Annotated in this window: 25 protein-coding genes and 1 riboswitch; of the genes, 7 read left to right on the top strand and 18 right to left on the bottom strand. The window is 72.8% G+C overall.

Translation table 11 applies throughout. From position 1 onward, the window contains the following. Positions 1-79: 79 nt before the first annotated feature. From ACFYZ4_RS16735 to glyA, 3 genes are all read right to left on the bottom strand, one after another. A complete protein-coding gene (locus ACFYZ4_RS16735; protein ID WP_351295093.1) occupies positions 80-685 on the bottom strand; it encodes a 2'-5' RNA ligase family protein in 606 nt (201 codons plus the stop codon). Between the two features lie 97 nt (positions 686-782). Continuing rightward, positions 783-1,796: a tryptophan--tRNA ligase gene (gene trpS / locus ACFYZ4_RS16730; protein ID WP_351295096.1), complete on the bottom strand. Its 1,014-nt coding sequence runs from the start codon at positions 1,794-1,796 to the stop codon at positions 783-785. Positions 1,797-2,044: 248 nt separating this feature from the next. Beyond that, positions 2,045-3,313 (bottom strand): serine hydroxymethyltransferase, encoded by a 1,269-nt coding sequence (gene glyA, locus ACFYZ4_RS16725; RefSeq protein ID WP_390784208.1) that lies wholly within the window; start codon positions 3,311-3,313, stop codon positions 2,045-2,047. 34 nt (positions 3,314-3,347) lie between these two features. Continuing rightward, positions 3,348-3,438: riboswitch (ZMP/ZTP riboswitch) on the bottom strand. A 148-nt stretch (positions 3,439-3,586) separates the two neighbouring features. Here glyA and rocD point away from each other — a divergent pair. Beyond that, complete coding sequence (rocD, locus tag ACFYZ4_RS16720) at positions 3,587-4,789, top strand: ornithine--oxo-acid transaminase (RefSeq protein WP_351300813.1); 1,203 nt, start codon at positions 3,587-3,589, stop codon at positions 4,787-4,789. Positions 4,790-4,804: 15 nt separating this feature from the next. On the opposite strand, the gene ACFYZ4_RS16715 is transcribed toward rocD, so the two are convergent. Then, a complete protein-coding gene (locus ACFYZ4_RS16715; RefSeq protein WP_351300810.1) occupies positions 4,805-6,010 on the bottom strand; it encodes a glutathionylspermidine synthase family protein in 1,206 nt (401 codons plus the stop codon). An 8-nt stretch (positions 6,011-6,018) separates the two neighbouring features. After that, complete coding sequence (locus ACFYZ4_RS16710) at positions 6,019-6,321, bottom strand: hypothetical protein (protein ID WP_351300807.1); 303 nt, start codon at positions 6,319-6,321, stop codon at positions 6,019-6,021. Between the two features lie 116 nt (positions 6,322-6,437). Between ACFYZ4_RS16710 and ACFYZ4_RS16705 the strand changes: the two genes are divergently transcribed. Then, complete coding sequence (locus tag ACFYZ4_RS16705) at positions 6,438-7,274, top strand: hypothetical protein (protein ID WP_351300804.1); 837 nt, start codon at positions 6,438-6,440, stop codon at positions 7,272-7,274. A gap of 75 nt (positions 7,275-7,349) precedes the next feature. Here the strand turns inward: ACFYZ4_RS16705 and ACFYZ4_RS16700 are convergent, their stop codons facing one another. Then, entirely contained in the window at positions 7,350-8,744 is a 1,395-nt protein-coding gene (locus ACFYZ4_RS16700) for a PLP-dependent aminotransferase family protein (RefSeq protein ID WP_390784207.1), read from the bottom strand. Between the two features lie 47 nt (positions 8,745-8,791). Between ACFYZ4_RS16700 and ACFYZ4_RS16695 the strand changes: the two genes are divergently transcribed. After that, positions 8,792-9,316: a carboxymuconolactone decarboxylase family protein gene (locus ACFYZ4_RS16695; RefSeq protein WP_351300797.1), complete on the top strand. Its 525-nt coding sequence runs from the start codon at positions 8,792-8,794 to the stop codon at positions 9,314-9,316. Between the two features lie 52 nt (positions 9,317-9,368). Here ACFYZ4_RS16695 and ACFYZ4_RS16690 read toward each other — a convergent pair whose 3' ends face one another. The 5 genes from ACFYZ4_RS16690 to ACFYZ4_RS16670 form a co-directional block, all read right to left on the bottom strand. Further along, positions 9,369-10,403, bottom strand: a complete 1,035-nt coding sequence (locus tag ACFYZ4_RS16690) for a hypothetical protein (protein ID WP_390784206.1) — start codon at positions 10,401-10,403, stop codon at positions 9,369-9,371. 3 nt (positions 10,404-10,406) lie between these two features. Continuing rightward, positions 10,407-10,802, bottom strand: coding sequence for a hypothetical protein (locus tag ACFYZ4_RS16685; protein ID WP_351300791.1), 396 nt, complete (start codon positions 10,800-10,802; stop codon positions 10,407-10,409). After that, entirely contained in the window at positions 10,789-12,507 is a 1,719-nt protein-coding gene (locus ACFYZ4_RS16680) for a hypothetical protein (RefSeq protein WP_390784205.1), read from the bottom strand. Before ACFYZ4_RS16680 ends, ACFYZ4_RS16685 begins: the two co-directional genes overlap by 14 nt. A gap of 133 nt (positions 12,508-12,640) precedes the next feature. Next, positions 12,641-13,630: a malate dehydrogenase gene (locus ACFYZ4_RS16675; RefSeq protein ID WP_351300786.1), complete on the bottom strand. Its 990-nt coding sequence runs from the start codon at positions 13,628-13,630 to the stop codon at positions 12,641-12,643. Positions 13,631-13,859: 229 nt separating this feature from the next. Next, entirely contained in the window at positions 13,860-14,486 is a 627-nt protein-coding gene (locus ACFYZ4_RS16670; RefSeq protein ID WP_390784204.1) for a short chain dehydrogenase, read from the bottom strand. A gap of 70 nt (positions 14,487-14,556) precedes the next feature. On the opposite strand from ACFYZ4_RS16670, the gene ACFYZ4_RS16665 reads away from it, so the two are divergent. Next, positions 14,557-15,465: a LysR family transcriptional regulator gene (locus ACFYZ4_RS16665; protein WP_351586341.1), complete on the top strand. Its 909-nt coding sequence runs from the start codon at positions 14,557-14,559 to the stop codon at positions 15,463-15,465. Here the strand turns inward: ACFYZ4_RS16665 and ACFYZ4_RS16660 are convergent. Both ACFYZ4_RS16660 and ACFYZ4_RS16655 read right to left on the bottom strand, forming a co-directional pair. After that, positions 15,452-16,015 (bottom strand): DUF3017 domain-containing protein, encoded by a 564-nt coding sequence (locus tag ACFYZ4_RS16660; RefSeq protein ID WP_390784203.1) that lies wholly within the window; start codon positions 16,013-16,015, stop codon positions 15,452-15,454. The genes ACFYZ4_RS16665 and ACFYZ4_RS16660 overlap by 14 nt on opposite strands. Continuing rightward, a complete protein-coding gene (locus ACFYZ4_RS16655; protein ID WP_351300774.1) occupies positions 16,005-16,865 on the bottom strand; it encodes a bifunctional methylenetetrahydrofolate dehydrogenase/methenyltetrahydrofolate cyclohydrolase in 861 nt (286 codons plus the stop codon). The genes ACFYZ4_RS16660 and ACFYZ4_RS16655 overlap by 11 nt, the downstream gene beginning before the upstream one ends. Before the next feature lie 262 nt (positions 16,866-17,127). Between ACFYZ4_RS16655 and ACFYZ4_RS16650 the strand changes: the two genes are divergently transcribed. Beyond that, entirely contained in the window at positions 17,128-17,778 is a 651-nt protein-coding gene (locus ACFYZ4_RS16650) for a hypothetical protein (protein ID WP_390784202.1), read from the top strand. Positions 17,779-17,857: 79 nt separating this feature from the next. On the opposite strand, the gene purH is transcribed toward ACFYZ4_RS16650, so the two are convergent. Together purH and purN are read right to left on the bottom strand one after the other, a co-directional pair. Continuing rightward, positions 17,858-19,450: a bifunctional phosphoribosylaminoimidazolecarboxamide formyltransferase/IMP cyclohydrolase gene (gene purH / locus ACFYZ4_RS16645; RefSeq protein ID WP_390784201.1), complete on the bottom strand. Its 1,593-nt coding sequence runs from the start codon at positions 19,448-19,450 to the stop codon at positions 17,858-17,860. Further along, entirely contained in the window at positions 19,447-20,070 is a 624-nt protein-coding gene (gene purN / locus ACFYZ4_RS16640) for a phosphoribosylglycinamide formyltransferase (RefSeq protein ID WP_351598863.1), read from the bottom strand. Before purN ends, purH begins: the two co-directional genes overlap by 4 nt. 245 nt (positions 20,071-20,315) lie before the next feature. Between purN and ACFYZ4_RS16635 the strand changes: the two genes are divergently transcribed. After that, entirely contained in the window at positions 20,316-20,894 is a 579-nt protein-coding gene (locus tag ACFYZ4_RS16635; protein WP_351300765.1) for a hypothetical protein, read from the top strand. A 167-nt stretch (positions 20,895-21,061) separates the two neighbouring features. Here the strand turns inward: ACFYZ4_RS16635 and ACFYZ4_RS16630 are convergent, their stop codons facing one another. After that, on the bottom strand, positions 21,062-22,693 hold the full coding sequence (locus tag ACFYZ4_RS16630; RefSeq protein WP_390784200.1) for a DUF6350 family protein: 1,632 nt from the start codon (positions 22,691-22,693) through the stop codon (positions 21,062-21,064). A gap of 119 nt (positions 22,694-22,812) precedes the next feature. Between ACFYZ4_RS16630 and ACFYZ4_RS16625 the strand changes: the two genes are divergently transcribed. Then, positions 22,813-24,012: a helix-turn-helix domain-containing protein gene (locus ACFYZ4_RS16625; protein WP_390784199.1), complete on the top strand. Its 1,200-nt coding sequence runs from the start codon at positions 22,813-22,815 to the stop codon at positions 24,010-24,012. A gap of 85 nt (positions 24,013-24,097) precedes the next feature. Here ACFYZ4_RS16625 and sucD read toward each other — a convergent pair whose 3' ends face one another. Next, entirely contained in the window at positions 24,098-24,988 is an 891-nt protein-coding gene (gene sucD, locus ACFYZ4_RS16620; RefSeq protein ID WP_351293459.1) for a succinate--CoA ligase subunit alpha, read from the bottom strand. A 21-nt stretch (positions 24,989-25,009) separates the two neighbouring features. Continuing rightward, positions 25,010-26,188, bottom strand: a complete 1,179-nt coding sequence (sucC, locus tag ACFYZ4_RS16615; protein WP_351293456.1) for an ADP-forming succinate--CoA ligase subunit beta — start codon at positions 26,186-26,188, stop codon at positions 25,010-25,012. Between the last annotated feature and the right edge of the window lie 231 nt (positions 26,189-26,419).

The raw sequence follows: 26,419 nt of genomic DNA, 5'->3' as shown, positions 1-26,419 counted from the left end.
GCCCGTTCCACACGCTGGTCCTGCGAAGGCTGAGATTCCGCGCCCGGCGCACCGCCCGGCTCACCCTGCGCCCGCTGCGTCAGGAGGGCAGCGCCGTGGCCCCGGTGGCTCCCGCCGCCTCGCCCGCGGGCCAGGCCGGCTGCGGCGGTACGCCGATCGCACCGGTCCCGAAGGGGTACTCGCGCAGCTTGCGCCAGACCCCGTCCGAGCCCTGCTCGTAGAGCGCGAAGCCCTCGCACAGCCACTCGGCGGCGTACTCGGAGAGGGCCGAGAACGCCAGGTCCATCGCCTCCTCGGAGATCCCGTGGGCGACGGTGACGTGGGGGTGGTACGGGAAGGCCAGCTCACGGCTGAGCGGCCCGTGGGGGTCGCGGACCTCGCCCTGGAGGCGGGTGCAGCCCGCGGCGCCCTCGACGATCTGGACGAAGACGACCGGCGAGAGGGGGCGGAAGGTCCCCGTCCCGCCCAGCCGCATCCGGAAGGCGCAGGAGGCGGCCGCGACCTCGGCGAGGTGGGCCCGGATCGCCGGGAGCCGGTCCGCCTCCACCTCGGTCGGCGGTACGAGGGTGACGTGCGTGGGGATGCCGTGCGCGGCGGCGTCCCCGAAGCCGGCGCGCCGCTGCTGGAGCTGGCTGCCGTACGGCTCCGGGACCGCGATCGAAACGCCGAGCGTTACGGTCCCCACGTATCTCTCCTCCGCTTGTCGCTGTGGACTGCTGCCGCCCCAGTGTGGCGGCAGCACCCCCGTTCTTGCCAGGGCCCTCTGTCCGTAGTTGCGTTCGTCAGTGCTTGGCGGGCACCAGACCGAGCCGGTCGTACGCCTGCGCGAGCGTCTCGGCGGCGACCGCACGGGCCTTCTCCGCGCCCTTGGCCAGGATGGAATCCAGCGTTTCCGGGTCGTCCAGGTACTCCTGGGTGCGCTGCTTGAACGGTGTGACGAAATCGACCATCACACCGGCCAGGTCGGTCTTCAGCGCGCCGTAGCCCTTGCCCTCGTACTTCGCCTCCAGCTCGGGGATCGTCTCGCCCGTGAGGGTGGAGTAGATCGTGAGCAGATTGCTGACGCCGGGCTTCTTCTCCGTGTCGAAGCGGATCTCGGCCTCGGTGTCGGTGACCGCGCTCTTGATCTTCTTCTCGGTGACCTTGGGCTCGTCGAGGAGGTTGATCAGGCCCTTGGGCGACGACGCGGACTTCGACATCTTGATCGCCGGGTCCTGGAGGTCGTAGATCTTCGCGACCTCCTTGACGATGTGCGCGGCGGGCAGGGTGAAGGTCTGGCCGTAGCGCGTGTTGAAGCGCTCGGCGAGGTCGCGGGTCAGCTCGATGTGCTGGCGCTGGTCCTCGCCGACGGGGACGGCGTTCGCCTGGTAGAGCAGGATGTCGGCGACCTGCAGGATCGGGTACGTGAAGAGGCCGACGCTGGCGCTGTTGACACCGCCCTTGGCGGACTTGTCCTTGAACTGGGTCATCCGGCTGGCCTCGCCGAAACCGGTGATGCAGTTCATGACCCAGCCGAGCTGGGCGTGCTCGGGCACGTGGCTCTGGATGAAGAGCGTGCAGCGCTCGGGGTCCAGGCCGGCGGCGAGCAGCTGCGCGGCGGAGAGGCGGGTGTTCGCGCGGAGATCCTTCGGATCCTGCGGCATGGTGATCGCGTGCAGGTCGACCACCATGTAGAACGCGTCGTGCGTCTCCTGCAGGGCGACGTACTGGCGAATGGCTCCGAGGTAGTTCCCGAGGTGGAACGAACCGGAGGTGGGCTGGATGCCGGAGAGCGCGCGAGGACGATCAGAAGCCATGGCCCCATTCTCTCAGGTGCGGGGGCGGGCTCGGGCCCGCCGCCGGCCGGATCCTTGCGGGTCGCGCCGACCGGATCCGTACGGCACCGGGGTACCGGACGGTAGCGGCCCGTCCGGATCCAACCCCGACCAAGCGACCGATTCTCCGGCTCGGGGGCGCCCTCAAACGCCGGGCGGGCTGGAAATCCAGCCCCTCCGGCGTTTGAGGTGCGGGGTCCGGGGCGGAGCCCCGGCAGGCGGGCCGTGGGTCAGGACAGCGGGAGGCCGGGGGCCGGGAAGGCGGCCATGAGGTCGGCGACCTCGGCGCGGACCGCGGCCAGGGCCGGCTCGTCCCCCTTGGAGGCGGCGTCGACCGCGCGCGAGATCCAGTCCGCGACCACCGGCATGTGCTCCGCCGACAGCCCCCGCGACGTGAGCGACGGCGTACCGATCCGCACCCCCGAGGGATCGAACGGCTTGCGCGGGTCGAACGGGACCGTGTTGTAGTTCACCACGATCCCCGCCCGGTCCAGGGCCTTCGCCGCGACCTTGCCCGGCACGTCCTTGCCCGTCAGGTCGATCAGGATCAGGTGGTTGTCGGTGCCGCCCGAGACCAGGTCGAAGCCCCGCTCCAGCAGCGCCGCGGCCAGCGCCTTCGCGTTGGCGACGACCGCGTGCGCGTACGAGACGAACGACGGCTGGGCCGCCTCGTGCAGGGCCACCGCGATACCGGCCGTCGTCTGGTTGTGCGGGCCGCCCTGGAGGCCGGGGAAGACCGCCTTGTCGATGGCCTTCGCGTGCTCCTCCCGGCACATCAGCATCGCGCCCCGCGGACCGCGCAGGGTCTTGTGCGTCGTGGTGGAGATGACGTCCACGTGCCCCGCCGGGGACGGGTGCGCGCCGCCCGCGATCAGGCCCGCGATGTGGGCCACGTCCGCGACCAGGACCGAGCCCGCCTCCTCGGCGATGGAGGCGAAGGCCGCGAAGTCGATCGTGCGCGGCAGGGCGGTGCCGCCGCAGAAGATCAGCTTGGGCCGCTCGGCGAGGGCCAGGTCGCGCACGGCGTCGTAGTCGATGAGCCCGGTGTCGGCCTGGACGCCGTACTGCACGCCCCGGAACCACGAGCCGGTCGCCGAGACGCCCCAGCCGTGCGTCAGGTGGCCGCCCATCGGCAGGGCCATGCCCATCACGGTGTCGCCCGGCTTCGCGAAGGCCAGGTACACGGCCAGGTTGGCCGGCGAGCCGGAGTACGGCTGCACGTTCGCGTGGTCCACGCCGAACAGGCCCTTCGCCCGCTCGACCGCCAGGGCCTCGACGCGGTCGATGTTCTGCTGGCCCTCGTAGTAGCGGCGGCCGGGATAGCCCTCGCTGTACTTGTTCTGCAGCACGGTGCCGGAGGCCTCCAGGACGGCCGCGGACACGTAGTTCTCACTGGGGATCAGGCGCAGCGTCTGCGCCTGGAGGACTTCCTCCGCCGCGACGAACGACGCCAGTTCGGGGTCGGTCGCGGAAAGGGCGGGATGGCGGCTCGCGGACATGGCGGGCTCCTCCGGGGTCGATGTGATCGGTACCCCGCGAGGCCCAGGCGAGCGGCCCTGAATGCGGTCGAACGCGCACGACTCCCCCGGAGTTCGTTCTCCGTGCGCCAGTCGCCGTGCGTACCGCCCACCTTAGCCGCCGCGCGACGGCCGCCGCGCGACGCGGAAGGTTTCCGCGTCCGGCATCAAAGCGACGATAAGAAAGCGACGATAAGAAGGGTGACGCCACCCTCGTCACCGCCGCACCGGGCAAGACGGACGATCGGAGACCCCGTGTCGACAACTGCTGAAGTCATCCGCTCCGCCGACGCGCACAGCGCGCACACCTACCATCCGCTGCCCGTCGTCGTCGCGTCCGCGGACGGTGCGTGGATGACCGACGTGGAGGGCCGCAGATACCTCGACATGCTCGCCGGGTACTCCGCCCTCAACTTCGGGCACGGCAACCGGCGTCTGATCGATGCCGCCCGGGCCCAGCTGGAGCGGGTCACGCTCACCTCGCGCGCCTTCCACCACGACCGGTTCGCCGACTTCTGTACCGAGCTCGCCGCGCTCTGCGGCAAGGAGATGGTGCTGCCGATGAACACGGGCGCGGAGGCCGTGGAGACGGCGGTGAAGACCGCCCGCAAGTGGGGCTACGAGGTCAAGGGCGTCCCGGACGGGCACGCCAAGATCGTGGTCGCCGCCGACAACTTCCACGGCCGGACCACGACCGTCGTCTCCTTCTCGACGGACCACGACGCCCGCGACCACTTCGGTCCGTACACGCCGGGCTTCGAGATCGTCCCGTACGGGGACCTCACCGCGCTGTCCCACGCCGTCACCGAGAACACGGTGGCCGTGCTGCTGGAGCCGATCCAGGGCGAGGCGGGGGTGCTGGTGCCGCCCGCCGGGTACCTGAGCGGCGTACGGGAGCTGACCCGCGAGCGGAACGTCCTCTTCATGGCGGACGAGATCCAGTCGGGGCTGGGGCGGACCGGGAAGACCTTCGCCTGCGAGCACGAGGGGGTCGTCCCCGACGTCTACATCCTCGGCAAGGCGCTCGGCGGCGGCGTGGTGCCGGTGTCGGCCGTCGTCGCCGACCGGGACGTGCTCGGGGTGTTCCGGCCGGGGCAGCACGGGTCCACCTTCGGCGGGAACCCGCTCGCGTGCGCCGTCGCCCTGGAGGTCGTCGCGATGCTCCGGACCGGCGAGTTCCAGCAGCGCGCCACCGAGCTGGGCGACCACCTGCACCACGAGCTGGGCCTGCTGGTCGGCGGGGGCGCCGTGACCGCCGTACGGGGCCGCGGGCTGTGGGCGGGCGTGGACATCGCCCCGGGCCACGGGACGGGCCGGGAGATCTCCGAGAAGCTGATGGACCGGGGGGTGCTGGTGAAGGACACCCACGGATCGACGATCCGGCTCGCCCCGCCGCTGGTGATCAGCAAGGAGGACCTGGACTGGGGGCTGGACCAGCTCAGGGCGGTGCTGGCCTGAGCCTCCAAACAAGCCTCAGAGGATCACGTGGGGCAGGAAGCGGGCGTACTCGTCCGTGACCGGCCCCGCCGATTCTCGGATGCCGAGCCCCGCCGCCTCGTCCTCGACGACCCACGCGCCGAGCACCACCCGGTTGCCGTCGAAGTCGGGCAGCGGGGCCAGGCCCTGGAAGCAGTACCGCTCGCCCTCCTCCGGTACGAAGGGCTCGCCGCCCTCGTCGCCCGGTCCGTGCAGGGTGACGCCCGCGCCCTCGCGGCCCAAGAGGGGCTTGGCCACGAAGCCGGCGGATCCGGCCTCGGCCAGCTCGCGCGGTCCGTCGAGGTAGGCGGGCAGCAGGTTCGGGTGCTCGGGGAAGAGCTCCCACAGGATCGCCAGCAGCGCCTTGTTGGAGAGCAGCATCTTCCACAGGGGTTCGATCCAGCAGGTGGTGCCGGTGCCGCCGCCGTGGTCGTACGTGCCGAGGACCTGCGGGCCGAACTCGTCCGTGGCCAGCCACTCCCACGGGTAGAGCTTGAAGCAGCTGCGGATGAAGCCGAGCTTCTCGTCCACGAACCGGCCGGACAGGCTGTCCCAGCCGATCTGCTCGACGGAGAGGGCGTGGGTGTCCAGGCCGGCCTGCTCCGCGGTCTCCTGGAGGTAGGCGACCGTCATCAGGTCCTCGCCGAGCTCGTCGGTCTCGGAGTGCGCGAAGTGCAGCGGGCCGGGCGGCAACAGCTCGGCCTGGCGGCGCCAGGCGTCGACGAGGCGCTCGTGGAGGGAGTTCCACTGGTCGGCGCCGGGGAACCGGTCCTCCATCCAGAACCACTGCGGACTGGCCGCCTCCACGAGGGAGGTGGGGGTGTCGGCGTTGTACTCCAGCATCTTGGCCGGGCTGCCGGAGCCGTCGTAGCGCAGGTCGAAACGGCCGTAGAGGGAGGGCTGTTCGGCGCGCCGGCGCCAGGACTCGGCGATCAGCGCGGCCAGCCCGGGATCGGTGATGCCGAGGTCGGCGAAGCGGTCGTGCTCGACGATGTGCGCGGCCGCCGCCAGGCACATGGCGTGCAGCTCCTCGACGACGTTCTCCAGGGCCTCGACCTCGGGGAGCGAGAAGGAGTAGTACGCGCTCTCGTCCCAGTAGGGGCGCAGGGAGTCGTCGGGGTAGCGGGTGAGGGGATAGATGAGCCCCTGCTCCTCGACGGTCTTCTGCCAGCCGGGGCGGGGCTCGATGGTGTGCCGCTGCATGGTTGCGGTCAGCCGCCGCTGGAGCCGGAGCTCTTGTGGCCGCCGATGCCGCCGCGGGTGACGGCGGACTTGTCGAAGCTGCCGCCGGAGACCTTGCCGCTGCTGACGTATCCGCCGTAGTAGTACGCGCCGCGGCCGCCGCTCTTGCAGTCCTTGTTGTTCAGGTGCTCCAGCGTGGAGCGCGACGCGCAGCGCTTGTCGGGCTCGTCGCTGCTGCCGCAGGCCACGAGGGTGGCCGCGAGCAGGCCCATGCCGCCGAGGGCGACCGCGCCGGAGCGCATACGGCGCTGGTTGGTGCTGCTGCTGTCCATGTCTGCTGCTCCCCCTGGGGCCTGGCGTGCTGCCGACAGAGTAGAGCGGTGGCCCCGGCCGATGGAATCCGGCCGCTGTGAGATCCGTGACCTAGAGTCAGTTCGTGCTCCTTGGGATGATTTGCGCACTCGGTGCGGCGGTGTGCTTCGGCACGGCGTCCGTTCTGCAGGCGGTCGCGGCGCGGGCGGCGGAGCCGGGCTCGGGGTCCGGGGTGGACGCGGCGCTGTTCCTGCGCGCCGTACGGCAGTGGCGGTACCTGCTGGGCCTCGGCCTCGACGCGGTCGGCTTCGTCCTCCAGATCATCGCGCTGCTCCACATCCCGATCTACGCGGTGGGAGCCGCGCTGGCCGCCAGCCTGGCGGTGACGGCGGTGGTCGCGGCGCGGCTGCTGCGGATGCGGCTGTCCCGGACGGAGTGGGGTGCGGTGTGGGTGGTGTGCGCGGGGCTGCTGATGCTCGGGCTCGCCGCCGGGGAGGAGGGCTCGGGCACCGGGTCGCTCGCGCTGAAGCTGGGGCTGCTGGCGGTGGCCGGGCTGGTGCTGGTCGTCGGGGCGGTGGCGGGGCGGCTCCCGGACGGGCCGCGGGCGCTGGTCCTGGGCCTGGCCGCGGGCACGGGCTTCGGGGTGGTCGAGGTCTCGGTGCGGCTCATCGACTCCCCGTGGGACCTGCGCAACCCGGCGCTGTACGCACTCCTGCTGGGCGGCGGCGCGGGCTTCCTGCTGCTCACCTCCGCGCTGGCGCGCGGCTCGGTGACGGCGGCGACGGCGGGGCTGGTGCTCGGCGAAACGATCGGCCCGGCCGTGGTGGGCGTGGTCTGGCTCGGCGACCGCACCCGCGAGGGCCTGACCTGGCTCGCCATCACCGGCTTCGCCGTCGCGGTAGCCGGCTCCCTGGCCCTGGCCCGCTTCGGCGAACCGGCCCCACCGAAGCCGTCCCCGTCCCCGGGAGGGTGACAAATCCAGCCCCGCCGGCGATTGAGGCGCGGGGTCCGGGGCGGAGCCCCGGCAGCCGGGCCGCAGGCGGGCCCGTCAGGGGAGGGCGGCGGCGAGGGCGGCCAGTGTCGGGGACCACGCGCTGTCCGACGGAGTCCCGTAGCCGACGACCACCGCGTCCCGCGGAGCGACCTCGGCCTCCGGGTGCCGGAAGCTCGACAGGCCGTGCAGGGCCAGGTCCTGCCAGGCGGCCGACTGCAGGACCGACCGCTCCGTCCCCGCCGGAAGGTCCAGCACCGCGTGCAGCCCCGCCGCGATCCCCGACACCCCCACCCGGCCCGCCACCGCCGCCACCAGCTCGTCCCGGCGCCGCCGGTACCGCAGCCGCATCCCGCGCACGTGGCGGTCGTACGCCCCCGAGGTGATGAACTCCGCCAGCGTGAGCTGTTCCAGCGCGCTGGAGGCCCAGTCCGTGGGGCCCTTGGCCGCGAGGACCTCGTCCAGCAGCCCCGGCGGGACCACCATCCAGCCGATCCGCAGCCCCGGCGCGAGGGACTTGCTGGCCGTACCGAGGTAGACGACCCGGTCCGGGTCCAGCCCCTGGAGGGCGCCGACCGGCTGGCGGTCGTAGCGGAACTCCCCGTCGTAGTCGTCCTCCAGGATCAGCCCGCCCGTGGTCCGGGCCCAGTCGACCGCCGCCGCCCGGCGGGCCGGGGTCAGGGCCGCGCCCGTCGGGAACTGGTGCGCCGGGGTCAGCAGCACCGCGCCCGCCGCCGCGGTCAGCTCCCCCGTGCGGGCCCCGTCCGCGTCCACCCCCAGCGGCCGCGTCCGCAGCCCGGCCCGCACCAGCAGGTTCCGGTGGAAGTCCAGGCCGTACACCTCCACCGCGACCTCCCGCACCCGCCGCGCCCGCAGCACGCCCGCCAGCAGGGTCAGCCCGTGCAGGAAGCCCGCGCACAGCACGATCCGGTCCGGGTCCGCGTACACCCCGCGGGCCCGCGCCAGGTAGCCGGCCAGCGCCTGCCGCAGCTCGACGCGGCCGCGCCCGTCGAACGCGTACCCGAAGGCCTCGTTCGGCGCGTCGGTCAGTGCCCGCCGGGCCGCCGACAGCCAGGCCGCGCGCGGGAAGCCGCCCAGGTCCGGGGAGCCGGGCCGCAGGCTGTACGAGGGCCCCTTGCGCGCGGGGCGCCGTACGGGGGCGGCCGCCGCGGCCCGGCGCGGACGGGCCCGTTCCGCGACCCGGGTGCCGGAGCCCTGGCGGGCGGTCAGCCAGCCCTCGGCCACCAGCTCCGCGTACGCCTCCGCGACCGTGTTCCGTGCGATGCCCAGGTCGGCGGCGAGGGTGCGGGAGGACGGCAGCCGGGTCCCGGCCGCCAGCCGCCCGCTGCGCGCGGCCTCGCGCAGCGCCTCGGTGAGACCGGCCCGCAGACCGCGCCCGGCGGAGAGGTCCAGATGCAGGTCGGCGCCGAAAGTGGCCCATGAATCCATCATGGATATGGACCATATCCCTGGGCCGCCCGGATCCTACGGTGGATCACATGACGACGAACACGCAGAACCACCCGACCACCGCCCCCACGCACGAGCACGCTCCCGAGCACACCCCGCGCATGCAGATGGCGAAGCTCGCCCCCGAGGTCTACAAGGCCGTCCTGGCCCTGGAGATCGCCTCCCGCAAGGGCCTGGACCCGGCCCTGGTCGAGCTCGTCAAGATCCGTGCCTCGCAGGTCAACCACTGCGCCTTCTGCCTCGACATGCACACCAAGGACGCGATCGCGCACGGTGAGAGCGTCGACCGGATCGTGCAGCTGGCCGCCTGGGAGGAGTCGCGGCACTTCTACACCGAGAAGGAGCTCGCGGCGATCGAGTTCACCGAGGCCGTCACGGTCCTGACGGACGGCTTCGTGCCCGACGAGGTCTACGCGAAGGCCGCGCGGCACTTCGAGGAGCGCGAGCTGGCCCAGCTGATCGCCGTGATCGCGACGATCAACGTCTGGAACCGCATCGGGGTCACCACCCGCATGGTGCCGGGCCACTACAAGCCGGGCATGTACCAGTCCTGACCGGCACGGCCGGGCGGGCCGGCCCGCAGGCCGGACCCGCCGACGAACCCGGTCAGCCGGTCGGCCGGAACGCGGCCAGCGCCGCCGCGTGGTGGTCCTGCGTGACCTGCCACTCGGCGGCCGGGCCCGCGGTCAGCACCGCCCACTTGCCGCCGTCCGACGCGAACAGGACGCGTTCGACGCCGCGCCGCAGCCCGTGCGACTCGTCGCTGTCGTACTGGTAGACGAGCTCGGCCGCCCCCGAGCCGCCGGGGACCGGGCCGACGCGCACCTCCTCGTACCCCTTGGTGGCGCTCCGCAGGTAGCCGGAGGCCTGTGTGACCGCGTCGAGCGGGCTGAGCTCCGGTTCCGACACCCGGAAGACCTGGATCAGCGCGGTCCGGTCGGGCGAGCGGTAGAAGACGCCCTCCTTGAGCTCCTCGCGCACCCAGCCCGCCGGGACGGCGATGGTGAATCCCGCCTGGTCCTGCCTGGTCTCGTGGGCCCCAGCCCCCGCCCCCGTCCCCGGCCCGGTGCCGGTCGGACTCGGACCCGGGCTCGCGCTCCTGCCGGTCCCGGACGTCGGGGAGCCGGAGGCGGTGGGCGACGCCGTCCCGGACGGTTCCCCGCCGGACCACGACGGCGTGCCCGAGGCCACCGTCCCGTTCTTGTCCCCCGCCCGGTTCGCGTCGTCCGTGTCCCGGGCCAGGAACCACACCGCTCCGGCGCCGAGCGCGACGGAGGCGACCGCGATGCCCGCCGTCACCGGAGTCCGCCACCGGCCGCGCGGCCCGCCGGAGGGCGGCACGGGACCGGGCTGCGGCGGTACGGGCGGCAGGTAACCCGGGTCGGAGCCGTACGGCGGCTGCAGCGCGGTCGGCGCCCCGTACGGGGGCTGCGGCGTCGGCGCCCCGTACAGGGGCGGAGCCGGAGCCGGGGCCCCCGGCCCGAGCAGGTCGTACGGCGGCGTGCCCGACGGCTGCGGCGGAACCGGCGGCAGGCCCGTCGGCGGCCCTGACGGCGGCCCGGCCGGAGCCTTGTCCACCACCCAGCGCTGCGCCTGCGCGTCCCAGCGGCGCGGCCCGGACGGCGGCTGTGCCGGAGCCACGGCTCAGCCCCCCAGCGCGCCGAGCAGGCTGCCCAGGGCAGCGGCCGCGCTCACCGACTCCACCAGCGGAGCCCACCGCTCCAGCGCCGCGCGCAGCCGGGCGGGCAGGCCGGGGCGGATCGTCTCGGCGCCCTCCAGCTGCTCGGCGATCCCGTCCAGTTCGGCGTCGAGGGCGGTTCTGTCGGCGCCCCGGGGTGCCTCGCGTACGAGCGCCTCGCGCAGGGTGAGCACCGCCTCCAGCAGCTGCGCCGCGTCGGGTGCACCCGCTCCCGTACCGCCGTGGTGCACGGTGTTGGTGTTGTGGGAGCCGCCGAAACTGACCGCGCTGCCGTGGACGCTGCCGATCCGTACTCCGGGCTCCGGCCCGCTGCCGCTCCCGCTTCCGCTATCTGTCGCCATGGCTCCCCCTGTGTGTGCTGTTGTGGTTGCCGCTGCCGCCGAAGCTGGCCGCGCTGCCGTACATCGCCCCCACGTACGTCGCGCCTTCGGCGAGGTAGATGCCGGCGCGCTGCGCGAACGCCTCGGTGTGCCAGCCGCCTTCGTGCAGGACCAAGGTAATACCGGCGACGACCCGGTCCTGAATGGTCTTCACGTACCTGTCGAGGTCCATGAGATGGAACATCGATCCGTTGTCCTGCGAGGCGAGTTCGCGCACGGACACGCGCGGTCCTTCCGGCCGGGCGCCGCGGTGCCCGCCGGCCGCGATCCGCACCCAGCTCGCGACGCCTCGGCCCAGGGTGACGAGGGAGGCCGTGAAGGAGCCGGGGGTGTGCCGCAGGGCCCAGACCACCTTCCCGAACCGGTTGTTGTTCAGGTAGCGGTGGGCGTCCGCGTCCGCGTTGTGGAAGGCCACGCGGACGGGCAGCAGCACGTGCGGCGCCAGCTCCACCATCATCATGCCGCCCTGGGTGTGGACCCGTACGAACAGGGTGACGACCATGTTCTCGTCCCAGCCGCCGACGCGGATGCGCAGGAAGTGCCGGCGGCGTTCGCCGCCCTCCTCGATGGCCACGGACCGATGCGTCTCGAAGTCCGCCCGCAGGTGCGGGCCTTCGTCGCGGTGGTCCAGCCCTTCGCCGGGCAGGAACACGCACTGGTCGACGACCAGCTCCTGCATCCGGTCGAATACGGCGGCCTGGGCCTCGGGGGACCCGTGGGGCGAGGGCGCCCGCAGCCGCTCCACCAGCGGAACGATCCCTTCCAGGATGCGGGCGTTGGTGAGCGGCTCCGGTGTGGTGCCGGCGGGCAGGTCCTCGCGGGGGCGCAGTTCGAAGGACTGCTGCCAGGGCCGGTAGGCCTGGCCGGCCCCGGCGAACGGGTCGTTGATGTCGTACATGATCAGCGGCGCGTGCTGCTCGTCGACGATGCGCCGCCGTACCCGCGCGAACCGCACGCCCACCTCGGCTTCGGCGGGATCGGACGGCCGGTGGGCGTACCGGTCCCGGTTGAGGTCGTGGGCGATGGTCCGGGCGACGTATCCGCGCTGCAGGCCCACGACGGTGACGACCGCGGCGAAGACCGCGGGCACCCACCCGATGACGAATCCGGTCGCCAGGCCGCCGACGCCCTGCGAGAAGATCAGGGCGCCGAGGCCGATGGAGCCGCCCGTGTCGTCGAAGGCGCCGAGCAGGGCCATCCAGACCAGGAGGATCAGGAAGAGGATGGCGAGCAGGTTCCACCAGGCGTAGATCCGCACCACGATGGACAGGAGGCGGGCCAGCAGGCCGGACCGGGCCCTGAGCCAGCCCGCGAGGCTCAGCAGCAGGAACGGGACGAGCAGCAGCGCGAGCGCGCCCCCGGTCAGCACGGAACCCACGAACCAGGCGCCGAGTACTCCGAGCGCCCAGCCGAGTTCGGCACGGCGGGCGCGGAGGGCGTGGGCGAGGACGCGTGAGGCGTCGAACCCGTAGGAGGGCGCGACGATCCGCTCCTCGTGGACGTACAGCTCCTTGATCACCCGATCGCGGTACGCGGCGTCGATGTAGGTGCCCGCGCACAGGAAGCGGCCGGCCTCGCTGAACGCCGGGTCGACGGGGGGACGGCCGCGGTGGAGGTCGTCCTGCCGCCCGCCGGTGGGCTGAGGGGGAATCGGGCTCTCGGTCACCGCCTGACCTTAGATTTCCCTTACATCATTCGACAGGCGGAAACACGCCAAAGCGCCCCGGCCTGGTGGGGCCGGGGCGCTTGGGTCCGCGCTTCCCGCCGAGGTGTTCGCACTCCTCGGCGGGAAGGACGGATCAGATCAGGCCGAGCTCGCGGACCGCGTCGCGCTCCTCGACGAGCTCCGCCACGGACGCGTCGATGCGCGCACGGGAGAACTCGTTGATGTCCAGGCCCTGGACGATCTCGTACTTGCCGTCCTTGGTGGTGACGGGGAAGGAGGAGATGATGCCCTCCGGCACGCCGTAGGAGCCGTCCGACGGGATGCCCATCGAGGTCCAGTCGCCCGCGGCGGTGCCGTTGACCCACGTGTGGACGTGGTCGATGGCGGCGTTGGCGGCCGAGGCGGCCGAGGACGCGCCACGGGCCTCGATGATCGCGGCGCCGCGCTTGGCGACGGTCGGGATGAAGGTGTCGGCGAGCCACTGCTCGTCGCTGACGACCTCGGCGGCATTCTTGCCGGCGATCTCCGCGTGGAAGATGTCCGGGTACTGGGTCGCCGAGTGGTTGCCCCAGATGGTGAGGCGCTTGATGTCGGAGACGGCGGCGCCGGTCTTCTGCGCGAGCTGCGAGATCGCGCGGTTGTGGTCCAGGCGGGTCATCGCGGTGAAGCGCTCGGCCGGTACGTCCGGGGCGGCGGCCTGCGCGATGAGCGCGTTGGTGTTGGCCGGGTTGCCCACGACCAGGACCTTGATGTCGTCCGCGGCGTGCGCGTTGATCGCGGCGCCCTGCGGCTTGAAGATGCCGCCGTTGGCGGCGAGCAGGTCACCGCGCTCCATGCCCTTGGTGCGCGGGCGGGCGCCCACGAGCAGCGCGACGTTGGCGCCCTCGAAGCCCTTGTTCGGGTCGTCGAAGATGTCGATGCCGGCGAGCAGCGGGAAGGCGCAGTCGTCGAGCTCCATGGCGGTGCCCTCGGCGGCCTTCATGCCCTGGGGGATCTCCAGAAGACGGAGCTTGACCGGCACGTCCGCGCCGAGCAGGTGACCGGAGGCGATGCGGAAGAGCAGCGCGTAGCCGATCTGGCCGGCGGCGCCGGTGACGGTGACATTCACAGGAGTGCGGGTCATGGCCTTCTCCGTTTAGACAGCTGGCGGTGGGGCGTCCCTGCCCCATGTGCTGGAGGACGCCGCTCCCCTGTAAATCTTGACGTGAAGAGACATCCGCGGTCAGGCTATCCGACCCGGAAGCGGGCCAACCCCCGGGCCCCTGTGGTGCATGGCACACGGACCCCGTCGTTTCGAAGGCGAAGCCGGTTCGGGGACCCCTGTTCGGCCCGCTGTTCGGCCCGCCCTCCGGCTACTCGACCAGGAAGATCCGGCCCGTCTGGTGGCCCTCGACCGACTTGACGTACGCGTTCGCCGCGCGGGCCACCGGCACCGGGTCGAATCCCGCGAAGGCGTCCCCGTACGCGTCGAGGGACTCCTCGAAGACGGTGGGGCTGACGGCGTTGATGCGCTGGCGGCCGGGCAGTTCGATGGCCGCGGCGCGCACGAAGGCCTCGACGGCGCCGTTGGCGAGGGCGGCCACCGCGCCGGTGAGCAGGGGCTCGCGGGCCAGGATGCCGGTGATCAGGGTGTACGAGGCGTGCGCGGGCAGGTGGGCGACGCCCTGGCGGACCAGCTCGACCTGGCTGACGACCTTGCCTTCGAGGCCGCTGCGGATGTCGTCCGTGCCCAGCTCGCTCAGGGGCCGCCACGGCACACTGCCGGCCGCGCAGGCCACCGCGTCGATCTCACCCACCCGTTCGGCCACCTGGGCGTACATCTCCCGGACGGACTCGGGGTCGGTGATGTCCACCGTGATGTCGGCGCCCTTGCGGGAGGCGGTGACGACCTGGTGGCCGCGCTCGCGCAGGGCCGTGTGGACCGCCCGTCCGAGGGTGCCGTTGGCTCCGACCAGGACGACCTTCTTCTTCGCGTTCATGGCCCGAGCATCACCCCACCGAACTGTGAAGTCCAGCTACCTCTGCTACAGCAATCATTAAGATGAACTCATGCTTGATGTGAAGCGGATGATCATCCTTCGGGACCTGGCGGCCCACGGGAAAGTGACCGCCGTCGCCGACCTGCACGCGGTGACCCCCTCCGCCGTCTCCCAGCAACTGCGCGCCCTGGAGACCGAGGCCGGGGCCGTCCTCGTCGAGCGGGACGGGCGCGGGCTGCGCCTCACCCCGGCCGGCGCGGCGCTGGCCGCCGCCTGCGAACCCGTACTGGCCGCCCTGGAACGGGCCGAGGGAGCGGTACGGGCCCTCGACACCGAGCCCGGCGGCGAGCTCGCCATCGGCTGCGCCCCGAGCGCGCTGGCCACGGTGGCCGCGCCGCTCGTGGCCGAGCTGGCCGTACGCCACCCGCGGCTGCGCCCGCGCATCGTGCAGGCCGACCCGGAGGAGGCCGTGCCGCAGCTCCGCGCGCGCCGCCTGGACCTGGCGGTGACGTACGCGTACCCGCTGCTCGGCGCCCCGCCCGCGCCCGGGACCACCGCGGTGCCCCTGTTCGAGGACCCGCTGTGCCTGGCCCTGCCGCAGGCCCTCGTCCCCGCCTACGAGCGGGACGGGCTCGCCGCGCTGCGCGGGACCGACTGGGTCTCGGCCCCGGCCCCGAGCAGCTGCCGCGAGATGCTGCTGCACGCCTGCCGGAACGCCGGATTCACCCCGCGCATCGCGCACGAGTGCGGGGACCTGCGGGCCGGGCTGTGGCTCGTGGCCACCGGGCGGGCCGTGTCGATCCTGCCGAAGCTGCTGTGCGACGCCCCGCCGCCCGGCGCCGCCGTACGGGAGCTGCCGGGCCCGGGGCGGACGCTGGACGCACTGGTCCGGGCGGGCACGGAGACCCAGCCGGCCGTCGCGGCCGCCCTGGCCGCGCTCACGGCGCTCACCGGCCCGGCCGCACTCACCGCACCGTGAAGCGGACCGCGCTCTCCAGGAACGGGATCTCCAGCAACGGCTTGGGCTCGATCACCAGCGCGAGCAGCGTGATCGCCACGCCCAGCAGCCCGTACGTGATCATGTCCGTGAAGCGGGAGCGCACCGCGAGCATCCCCACCGAGGGCAGTACGCGGCGCATCACGGAGGCGGCGATCAGGGCCACGCCGATCGCCAGGCAGCCGAGCTTCGGGTGCCCCACCGCGGTGGCCAGCAGCCCGGCCGCGGTCGCGGCGAGCACGCTGAGCATCGGCCACTGACGGGCGGGCGTGGACACGGCCCCCGGGACGGCGCGGCCGCTGCCCTCGGGACGGGCGGTGTCGCGGGTGATGGACGGGAAACGGCGGGACCGGCGCGCCTCGTCCGCGGGCGCGACGACCGCGCCCGGGGTGACGGCCGCGCCGGCCGCGCCCGGCGTGGCGGGCGTGACCGGCGTGGCGGGCGCGCCGGACGGGACGGGCGTGCCGTTGGCCGCGGCCGCGCCGCCGCCGCCCGCGCGCCCGGAGTGCTCCGCGTCCCGTTCAGCCTGCACTGGTGGTCCGTTCTGCCGCCTCGACGACGTTGACGAGCAGCTGGGCCCGGGTCATCGGGCCGACGCCGCCGGGGTTCGGGGAGATCCACTCGGCCACCTCGGCCACGCCGGGGTGCACGTCGCCGACGATCTTCCCGTCCTGGTCGCGGCTGACGCCCACGTCGAGCACGGCCGCGCCCGGCTTCACGTCCTCCGGCTTGACCAGGTGCGGGACGCCGGCCGCGGCGACGATGATGTCCGCCTGGCGCAGCAGCCCGGAGAGGTCGCGCGTACCGGTGTGGCAGAGCGTCACGGTGGCGTTCTCGGACTTGCGGGTGAGCAGCAGGCCGATGGAGCGCCCCACCGTGATCCCGCGGCCGAGGACGACGACGTGCGCGCCGTTGATCCCGACGCCGTGGTGGCGCAGCAGTTCGACGATCCCGTACGGGGTGCAGGGCAGCGGGCCCGGCTCGTTCAGCACGAGCCGGCCGAGCGACATGGGGTGCAGGCCGTCGGCGTCCTTCAGCGGATCCATCAGCTCCAGGACCCGGTTGGTGTCGATGCCCTTGGGGAGCGGGAGTTGGACGATGTAGCCGGTGCAGTCCGGGTTGGCGTTGAGCTCCCGTACGACCGCCTCGATGTCCTCCTGGGAGGCCGTGGCGGGCAGTTCGCGCTGGATGGAGGCGATGCCGACCTCGGCGCAGTCCTTGTGCTTGCCGTTGACGTACCAGCGGCTTCCCGGATCGTCACCGACCAGGAGGGTGCCGAGGCCGGGGGTGATGCCCCGGGCCTTCAGGGCCGCCACGCGGCCGGTCAGTTCGGACTTGATCGCGGCGGCGGTGGCCTTGCCATCGAGAATCTGGGCGGTCATGCCCCCCATCCTCCCGGATGAGGTGGCCCCGGTTCCAGTCAAGGCGCTGGTTCCGGTCAAGGCGCTCGCCGGTGTGCGGGGTTCATTGCACTTGCACAACAAGTCACCGGCCGCACCGTAACGAACTGGACAACCTCCGGCCGCAGCACGACGATGAAACGACTGAGTGCCGCGGGCAGTGCCGGGGGGCGGACCGCACCGTGCAGGATTCCTCCGCGCTCGTGCCGTGCGTCCCCGCACTTCCACGGAGGAACACCCCAAGATGAGCTTCGGCGACCCGCACAATCCGTACGGACAGCAGCCACCCCAGGCCCCGCAGGGCCAGCCCGGCTACGGCTACCCGCAGCAGGCACCGCAGGGCGGCTACGCCTACCCGCAGCAGGCACCGCAGGCGTACCCGGGCGGTCCCGTCGGATACCCGGGCGCCCCGGTCTACGAGATGCAGATGCCCGGCGGCGCGAAGGCGGCCCGCGTCATCCTCTTCATCATCGGCGGCCTCCAGGTGCTGGCCGGCCTGTTCTTCGTCATCGGCGGCGCCGTGTTCGCCGCGGCGCTCTCGGACTCCGGCTACTCCAGCTCCACGGAGGACGTGGGGACCATCGCCGGCACCGCGGGCGTCGCCATCGGCCTCTTCTTCATCGCGGTGGCCCTGTGGCCCATCCTGACCGCGGCCAAGATGGCGAAGGGCCGCGGCGGCGTCCGCGTCTCCGGCATCATCTACGGATCGCTGCAGGTCCTCTTCGCCGCTGTCGGCCTGGCGGGGAACATGATCGCGCTCAGCGCCGACGAGCACACCCCGGCCGGCTTCGGCGTGATCGCCGCGCTGCCGTCCCTGGTCTCCCTCGGCCTCGGCATCACGGTCATCGTGGGCCTCGCGAAGGCGGGCGACTACTTCCGGCGCCCCCAGTACTGATCCCCTCCCCTCCGTACACGGCGAAGGCCGCGTCCCGCAGTGCGGGACGCGGCCTTCGCCGTCGGCCGGGTACCGGTGATCAGTGGAAGAAGTGCCGGGTCCCGGTGAAGTACATGGTCACGCCGGCCTTCTGCGCGGCCTCAATGACCAGCTCGTCACGGACCGAACCGCCCGGCTGGACCACGGCCTTGATGCCCGCGGCCGTCAGGATCTCCAGCCCGTCCGGGAAGGGGAAGAAGGCGTCGGACGCGGCGTACGAGCCCTGCGCGCGCTCGGCGCCCGCCCGCTCCACGGCCAGCTTCGCCGAGTCGACGCGGTTGACCTGACCCATGCCGACGCCGACCGAGGCGCCGTCCTTGGCGAGCAGGATCGCGTTGGACTTGACGGCCCGGCAGGCCTTCCACGCGAAGGCCAGCTCGGCGAGCTCGGCCTCGGAGAGCGCGTCGCCGGTGGCGAGGGTCCAGTGGGCCGGGTCGTCGCCCTCGGCCTGGAAGAGGTCGCTCTGCTGGAGCAGCGCGCCGCCGGAGATCGGCTTCAGGTCGCCCGGCTGGTGCGGGGTGCCGTCCACCTTCAGGACGCGGATGTTCTTCTTCTTGGCCAGGATCTCGACCGCGCCGTCCTCGTAGGCGGGGGCCGCGATGACCTCGGTGAAGATCTCGGCGACCTGCTCGGCGAGCTCGACGGTCACCGGGCGGTTGACGGCGATGACGCCGCCGAAGGCCGACAGCGGGTCGCAGGCGTGCGCCTTGCGGTGGGCGGCGGCGACGTCCGCGCCGACCGCGATGCCGCACGGGTTGGCGTGCTTGATGATCGCGACGCAGGGCTCGTCGTGGTCGTAGGCGGCGCGGCGCGCGGCCTCGGTGTCCACGTAGTTGTTGAAGGACATCTCCTTGCCGTGCAGCTGCTCGGCGTTGGCGAGCCCGCCCGGCTGCCCGTCGGTGTAGAGCGCGGCGGCCTGGTGCGGGTTCTCGCCGTAGCGCAGGGTCGACTTGCGCTCCCAGGCGCCCGCGAGGAACTCCGGCAGGACCGCCTCCGGCTCCGGCGCGTACGCGTTCGTGAACCAGGAGGCCACGGCCACGTCGTAGGCGGCGGTGTGCTGGAAGGCCTCGGCCGCGAGCCGCTTGCGGGCGGTGAGGTCGAAGCCGCCGCCCTGGGCCGCGGCGATGACGTCGGCGTAGCGCTCGGGGCTGGTGACGACGGAGACCGACGGGTGGTTCTTGGCGGCGGCGCGGACCATCGAGGGACCGCCGATGTCGATCTGCTCGACGCACTCGTCGGGAGTGGCACCCGACTGGACGGTGGCCAGGAACGGGTACAGGTTGACGACCACGAGGTCGAAGGGCTCGACGCCCAGCTCGGCGAGCTGGTTGCGGTGGTCCTCCAGGCGCAGGTCGGCCAGGATGCCGGCGTGCACGCGCGGGTGCAGGGTCTTGACGCGGCCGTCCAGGCACTCGGGGAAGCCGGTCAGCTCCTCGACCTTGGTGACGGGCACCCCGGCCGCGGCGATCTTCGAGGCGGTGGAGCCGGTGGAGACGAGCGCGACGCCCGCCTCGTGCAGCCCGCGGGCCAGCTCTTCCAGTCCCGTCTTGTCGTAGACGCTGATGAGCGCACGCCGGATCGGCCGCTGGGTCGTGGTCGGGTCGTTGCTCGCTGCGGTGTCTGCGGCGGTCACTGGATTGTTACCTTTCGTCCCTCAATGCGGTAGCCGTGCCGGGCCAGGCGCCCCACGACATCGACGAGCAGCTGGCGCTCGACTTCCTTGATGCGCTCATGGAGAGCGGCTTCGTCGTCCTCGTCCCCGACCTCGACCACACCCTGGGCGATGATCGGACCGGTGTCCACGCCGCTGTCCACGAAGTGGACCGTGCAGCCGGTGACCTTCGCGCCGTAGGCGAGCGCGTCCCGTACGCCGTGCGCTCCGGGGAAGGCGGGGAGGAGGGCGGGGTGGGTGTTGACGAACCGGCCGCCGAAGCGGTCGATGAACTCCTTGCCCACGATCTTCATGAATCCGGCGGACACGACGAGGTCCGGCGCGTGGGCGCCGGTCGCCTCCGTGAGGGCGGCATCCCACTCCGCACGGCTCGCGTAGTCCTTGACCGGGCAGACGAAGGTGGGGATCCCGGCCTTCTCCGCCCGCTCCAGGCCGGCGATGCCCTTGCGGTCGGCCCCCACGGCGACGACTTCGGCGCCGAAGCCCTCGGATCCGCCGGGGTGGGCGTCGATGGCGTCGAGCAGGGCCTGGAGGTTGGTGCCGGAGCCGGAGACCAGCACGACCAGGCGGGAGGCGGCCATGGGAGGCCCTTTCTCGCGGGAATTGCGGTGTTCGTCTTTGTGTGGTCATACGAAACTTCGGGGTACCGATATACGGGGAACCATACGAAGCCACCGACCGCCTGCAACGATACCGGCACACCGGACGGCCCCCGAGGGACGGGGGGACGGCCGGGCGGTAGCGTCTGGCATACAAGTCGCAAACTGGCCTCACCTCGACACGACGTCATCACGACGTCCATGACACAGGGGAAGAAACACACCCGATGCCGGACCGCCGTCAGCCCGACTCCCCCACCGACGACAACCCCTTCGCGGCACCGCCGGAAGGCCGGCCCGACCAGCCCTGGCAGCCGCGCAGCGGCGGCGACGGCGGGAACGGGGAGGGTCCGGGGGACCCTGACGGCCGTCGGGGCCCCACACGCTGGGACCCGACGGACCCGATCCAGCGCCGTGCCCGCTACGCGCTGCTGGCCGGCATGTGGGGCTTCTTCTTCGGGATCTTCGGCATCCCGTCGGTGGGCCTGCTGCTGGGCGCGCTCGCCCTGTACTGGGGCATCAGCGCCCTGCGCGGCAAGCCCGCGGCGGCCACCGGTGAGCCGGGCGCCCCGACGGGCCTGGACGCCCTGGGCCCGGCGGCCCGCCCCCAGCGCACGGCGGCGGTGAGCGGCCTGGTCACGGCCTCGCTGGCGATCCTGCTGGCGATGAGCTCGTACGGACTGCAGCTCGCGTACAAGGACTTCTACGTCTGCCGCGACGACGCCCTCACGAGCGCGGCGGAACTCCAGTGCAACACCCTCCTCCCGAACAACGTGGTGGGCGACGTCCTGAAGGTCCGCCAGTAACCCCACCGGCCCACCCCAGCCCCGCCGCCCCACCCCAGCCTCGCCGGCGTTTGAGGCGCGGGGGTCTGGGGGCAGCGCCCCCAGCAGCGGCGCCGCACACTCCAGCCTCGCCGGCGTTTGAGGCGCGGGGTCTGGGGCGGAGCCCCGGCAGCGGCGCCGCACCCGGCTCAGACGGGCGGCTTCCGCCGGGCCAGCACCCGCGCCCCCACCACCGGCGGAGCCAAGGGCGGAGCCACCGGTGGAGCCACGGCCTCAGCCGGAGGCACCGGCTTCGCCGCGATCAGGATCGGCGTCAGATCCAGCCCCCGCCCCGACACGACGGTCACGGCCCGCGGCGCCCGCGCAACCGGAGCCGCAGCCGCAGCCGCAGCCGCAACCACAGCCACAACCGCCGGAGGCACCGGCTCGGCCCCGATCTCCGGAATCAGCGTCCCCGCAGCCCTCCGCATCGCCGCCCACCGAACCTCCCGCACCCCACTGTCGTGCCACCGGTCGTCCACCACCTCGTCCACGTCCAGCGCGGACAGCGCGTCGAGCGCGGCCAACCCCCTGGCCGGCCGGTTCCGCCACGCATGCACCGCCACCGCGACCGGCACCGCCAGCAGCAGCGTCCACGCGCACGCCGCCGCCCCGGTGGCCCACCACACCGGCCCGAAGTGGGAGAGCCTCCGCGAGCCCAGCGGCCCCGCCGAGGCCGCCGCGAGTCCGGTCATGACCAGCCCGCAGACCACCGCGCCCAGCGCCGCCGTGAGCGCGGTCTCCCCGTACGAGACCTCACGCGCCCGGCGGACCGCGAACCAGCCCACCGCCAGCCCGGCGACCACCGGCACTGCGGCGACCGCCCAGGTCAGCGGGGTCCCGGGCCCCTCGGGCGGGAGCGCCGCCAGCAGCGGGAACCGGGGCAGCCCGGGCTGGCCCGCGAAGCCGAGCGGCGTGGCGGTGGCGTCGGCGCCGAGGGCGAAGCCCGGCCCGAGGGCGTAGGCCGCACCCCAGACGGTGGCGTTCGGCAGCAGCGCGAGCGCGAGCAGCAGGACCGCGAACCGGCCCGACCACACCCCGGTCAGCGACAGGAACGAGGTCTGCACCTCCGCGCCGTGCCAGGCGAGCGAGGCACCGACGAGCAGTGCGCCACCGCCCAGCAGGACCAGGGCCCCGCCCGCTCCCGCCCGCAGCGCCAGCGCGTACCGGGGGCGTACGACGGCTCTCCGCACGCCCCCTGGCAGCCAGGACGGCAGCGGCCCGAGCGGGCGCCCCCTGGCCCCCCACACCCCGCCCAGGGCGGCGAGCACGGCGACCAGCGGGACGTGCCAGGCCGCGCTGATCGGGTCGGCGGGCATGGGGCCGCCGGCCGCGTACACCGTGGCGAGGGCCCCGACGGCGAGGTACCCGCAGAGCACGGCCGAGAACACGGCGCCGGCGGGCAGCACCTCCTCGTCCTCCTCCTCGGCGCTCCCCAGCCGGGCGGCCCGACGCATCAGGAGCACCGGCAGGGCGACGAGGAGCAGGGGCGTCAGGCCGACGGGCGCGGGCACGCCGGACAGGGTCTCGTAGCGCACCAGGTCCGTCCCGTGGGCGAGCAGCCACAGCCCGGCGGCGAGGTGCAGCGCGCCGCCGGGGCCGCTGTCGGGGTAGGGGGAGCTGATCCACAGCACGATGACGAGCACGGCGAGGAAGCCGAGCCCGAGTCCGGCCGCCACGGCGCCGCCCGCCACACATGCCGCGGCGGCGGGCGAACGGCGCCGCGCGCCGGCTCGCGGGGCCGCCGGCAACGAGGTCCCGCGTTCGGTCACTTGGGTCACCCCGCCATGGTGCCAACGACACGCGCTATGGACGGGTAACAGGCGAATGTCCGTGGTGTCGCTCAATATACGTTTATGTACTTTTTCGCCCAGAGCGGTCGGGTCGCGGGGAGTGTGGCATGACACGCAACGTCGATACGACCTCCTCATCGGCCCCGGAGCTGAGCCTGCCCGCCCGCAAGGAGCGGCGCAGGCTGCGCGAAGCGGCGGATCTGACGCACGAGCAGGTCGCGGAGGCGGTGGGCGTCACCGCGGCGACGGTCCGCTCCTGGGAAACGGGCCGCACGGACCCCCGCGGCCGCAACCGTGAGGCGTACGCGGCCTTCCTGGCCGCCCTCGCGGCCCCGGCGGCCGCACCGGAGCAGGCCGACACCACGTCAGACGGGCTTGCCGGGACGGGATCCGCGGCCGAGACGCCCCGGACGGCGCAACCGGCCGAGACCACATCGGCGGACGCCCCCGCCGAGCCCGTCGAGCCCGTCGCGCACCCGGCCGCACGCCCCGCGGCCGGCCCGGCCGCGGACTTCGACGCCCTCTACGACCACGCCGCCCCCGCCCTGGCCCGGCAGACCTACCTGCTCACCGGCCGCCGGACCCTCGCCCTGAAGGCCGTGGAGCGCGCGTTCACCCGTGCCTGGGCCCGGTGGCCCGAGGTGGCCACCGACCCGGACCCGGTGGGCTGGGTGCGCGCGGTCGCGTACGACTACGCCCTCTCCCCCTGGCACCGGTTCCGGCGCGCCCACCGCCGGCAGGACGCGCCCCCCACCGATCCCGCCGACCGCGTCCTGCTCGCCGCCGTGCTCGCGCTGCCCACGCGCCACCGCCGGACCGTCATGCTCTACGACGGCGTCGGCCTCGACCTTCCCGACACCGCCGCCGAGACCGAGGCCAGCACCCCCACCGCCGGCATCCGCCTCGTGCACGCGCACGCCGACCTCGCCGACCGGATCCCCCAGCTGGCCGAGGTACCGCCCGAGAAGCAGTCCGCGCTGCTGCGCGACCTGTTCACCGCGCTGCGGCCGGCCGCCCCGCTCGACCCGCGCCCGGCCGCGGCCGTACGGGGCGGCGGCGAGCGGCGCGTACGGCTGTGGAGCCGCGGGGCCCTCGGGCTGACCGCGGTGATCGCCACCGCCACCGGCTACACCGCCATGACCGCGCCCACCCACTACGAGCCCCCGCAGGCACCCGGCCAGAGCGTCTCCGGCGTGCCACCGCTGAGCGGCCCCCAGCAGCTCACCGACCAGCGCCGGCAACTCCACGAGAAGCTGCGCGCCGATCCGGAGGCCGGGCCGGCCAGGATCGCCCCGAAGGTCGAATGAGAACGGGCGTGGCCCGCACCCCCCGAGGAGTGCGGGCCACGCCCGTGCGTTCACGCATCCGTACGTGCGTCCGTACGGGGACTGCCTACTGAGCGGCGTTCAGGATCTCGCGCGCCAGCTTCGCGGTCTCGGTCGGCGTCTTGCCGACCTTCACGCCGGCGGCCTCGAGGGCCTCCTTCTTGGCCTGCGCGGTGCCGGAGGAGCCGGAGACGATGGCGCCCGCGTGGCCCATGGTCTTGCCCTCGGGGGCGGTGAAGCCCGCGACGTAACCGACGACCGGCTTGGTGACGTTCTTCGCGATGAAGTCCGCCGCACGCTCCTCGGCGTCGCCGCCGATCTCACCGATCATGACGATCAGCTCGGTGTCCGGGTCGGCCTCGAAGGCCTCCAGGGCATCGATGTGCGTGGTGCCGATGACCGGGTCGCCACCGATGCCGACGGCGGAGGTGAAGCCGATGTCACGGAGCTCGTACATCATCTGGTAGGTCAGCGTGCCGGACTTGGACACGAGACCGATCTTGCCGGGCTTGGTGATGTCGCCCGGGATGATGCCGGCGTTGGACTGGCCGGGGGTGATCAGACCCGGGCAGTTCGGGCCGATGATCCGGGTCTTGTTGCCCTTGGCGGTCGCGTACGCCCAGAAGGCGGCGGAGTCGTGCACCGCGATGCCCTCGGTGATGACGACGGCCAGCGGGATCTCGGCGTCGATCGCCTCGACCACGGCGGCCTTGGCGAAGGCCGGCGGGACGAAGAGGACGGAGACGTTGGCGCCCGTCTTCTCGATCGCCTCGGCGACGGAGCCGAAGACCGGGACCTCGGTGCCGTCGAAGTCGACGGTGGTGCCGGCCTTGCGCGGGTTCACGCCGCCGACGATGTTGGTGCCGTCAGCCAGCATCAGCTTGGTGTGCTTCATGCCCGTGGCACCGGTCATGCCCTGGACGATGACCTTGCTGTCCTTGTTGAGGAAGATAGCCATGTGAGTCTGTGACCTCTGCCCTTACTTCGCAGCCGCGAGCTCGGCGGCCTTGTCGGCCGCGCCGTCCATGGTGTCCACGCGCTGGACCAGCGGGTGGTTGGCGTCCGAGAGGATCTTGCGACCCAGCTCGGCGTTGTTGCCGTCGAGACGGACGACGAGGGGCTTGGTGACCTCTTCGCCCTTGTCCTTCAGCAGCTGCAGCGCCTGGACGATGCCGTTGGCGACCTCGTCACAGGCGGTGATGCCACCGAAGACGTTGACGAAGACGGACTTGACGTCCGGGTCGCCGAGGATGATCTCGAGACCGTTGGCCATGACGGCGGCGGAGGCGCCACCGCCGATGTCCAGGAAGTTGGCGGGCTTGACGCCACCGTGGTTCTCGCCGGCGTACGCGACGACGTCGAGGGTGCTCATGACGAGACCCGCGCCGTTGCCGATGATGCCGACCTCACCGTCGAGCTTGACGTAGTTGAGGTTCTTCGCCTTGGCGGCGGCCTCGAGCGGGTTCGCGGCCGCGTGGTCCACGAACTCCTCGTGGCCCGGCTGGCGGAACTCGGCGTTCTCGTCGAGCGAGACCTTGCCGTCGAGCGCGAGGACGTCGCCGTTGGCGACCTTCGCGAGCGGGTTGACCTCGACGAGGAGCGCGTCCTCGGCGATGAAGGTCGCCCACAGGGTCACGAGGACCTCGGCGACCTTCTCGGCGACCTCGGCCGGGAACTGCGCCAGCGCGACGATCTCGCGGGCCTTCTCGATGGTCACGCCCTCGTTGGCGTTCACCGGGACCTTGGCGAGCTTCTCCGGGGTCTCCTCGGCGACCTGCTCGATGTCCATGCCGCCCGCGACCGACGCCATGGCGAGGAAGGTGCGGTTGGTGCGGTCGAGGAGGTACGAGACGTAGTACTCCTCGAGGATCTCGGGAGCCGTCTCGGCGATCATCACCTTGTGGACCGTGTGGCCCTTGATGTCCATGCCGAGGATGTCCGTCGCCCGGGCGACGGCCTCGTCCGGGGTGGCGGCCAGCTTCACGCCACCGGCCTTGCCGCGGCCGCCGACCTTCACCTGCGCCTTGACGACCGACTTGCCGCCCAGCCGCTCGGTGGCCTCGCGAGCCGCCTCAGGCGTGTCGATGACTTCACCGGCCAGCACCGGTACACCGTGCTTGGCGAAGAGGTCCCTCGCCTGGTACTCGAACAGGTCCACGCGCGTCCGTCCCTTGTCTTTTTTAAAGATTCGCAGTGATTCGCGGTTGTCTGCTATCTGCGTGGGCGTGCCGCGGAGGGCAACGTGACGGCGCTGTCACAAGGAAGGCGCACACGGTGACCGTGGACGCGGCATGTCCGTCCCGCAGGTTATCCCCGAGGGCCGTAGGACCCTAAATCGCAGATCACACCTGAGCGGTGATACCTGTCACAGATCGCCTCACGGTTGAAC

The organism is Streptomyces sp. NPDC001513 (assembly GCF_042894695.1).
GTDB lineage: Bacteria > Actinomycetota > Actinomycetes > Streptomycetales > Streptomycetaceae > Streptomyces.
The sequence above is the reverse complement of the archived record's forward strand: the minus strand, read 5'-3'. Positions and strand labels throughout refer to the sequence as shown.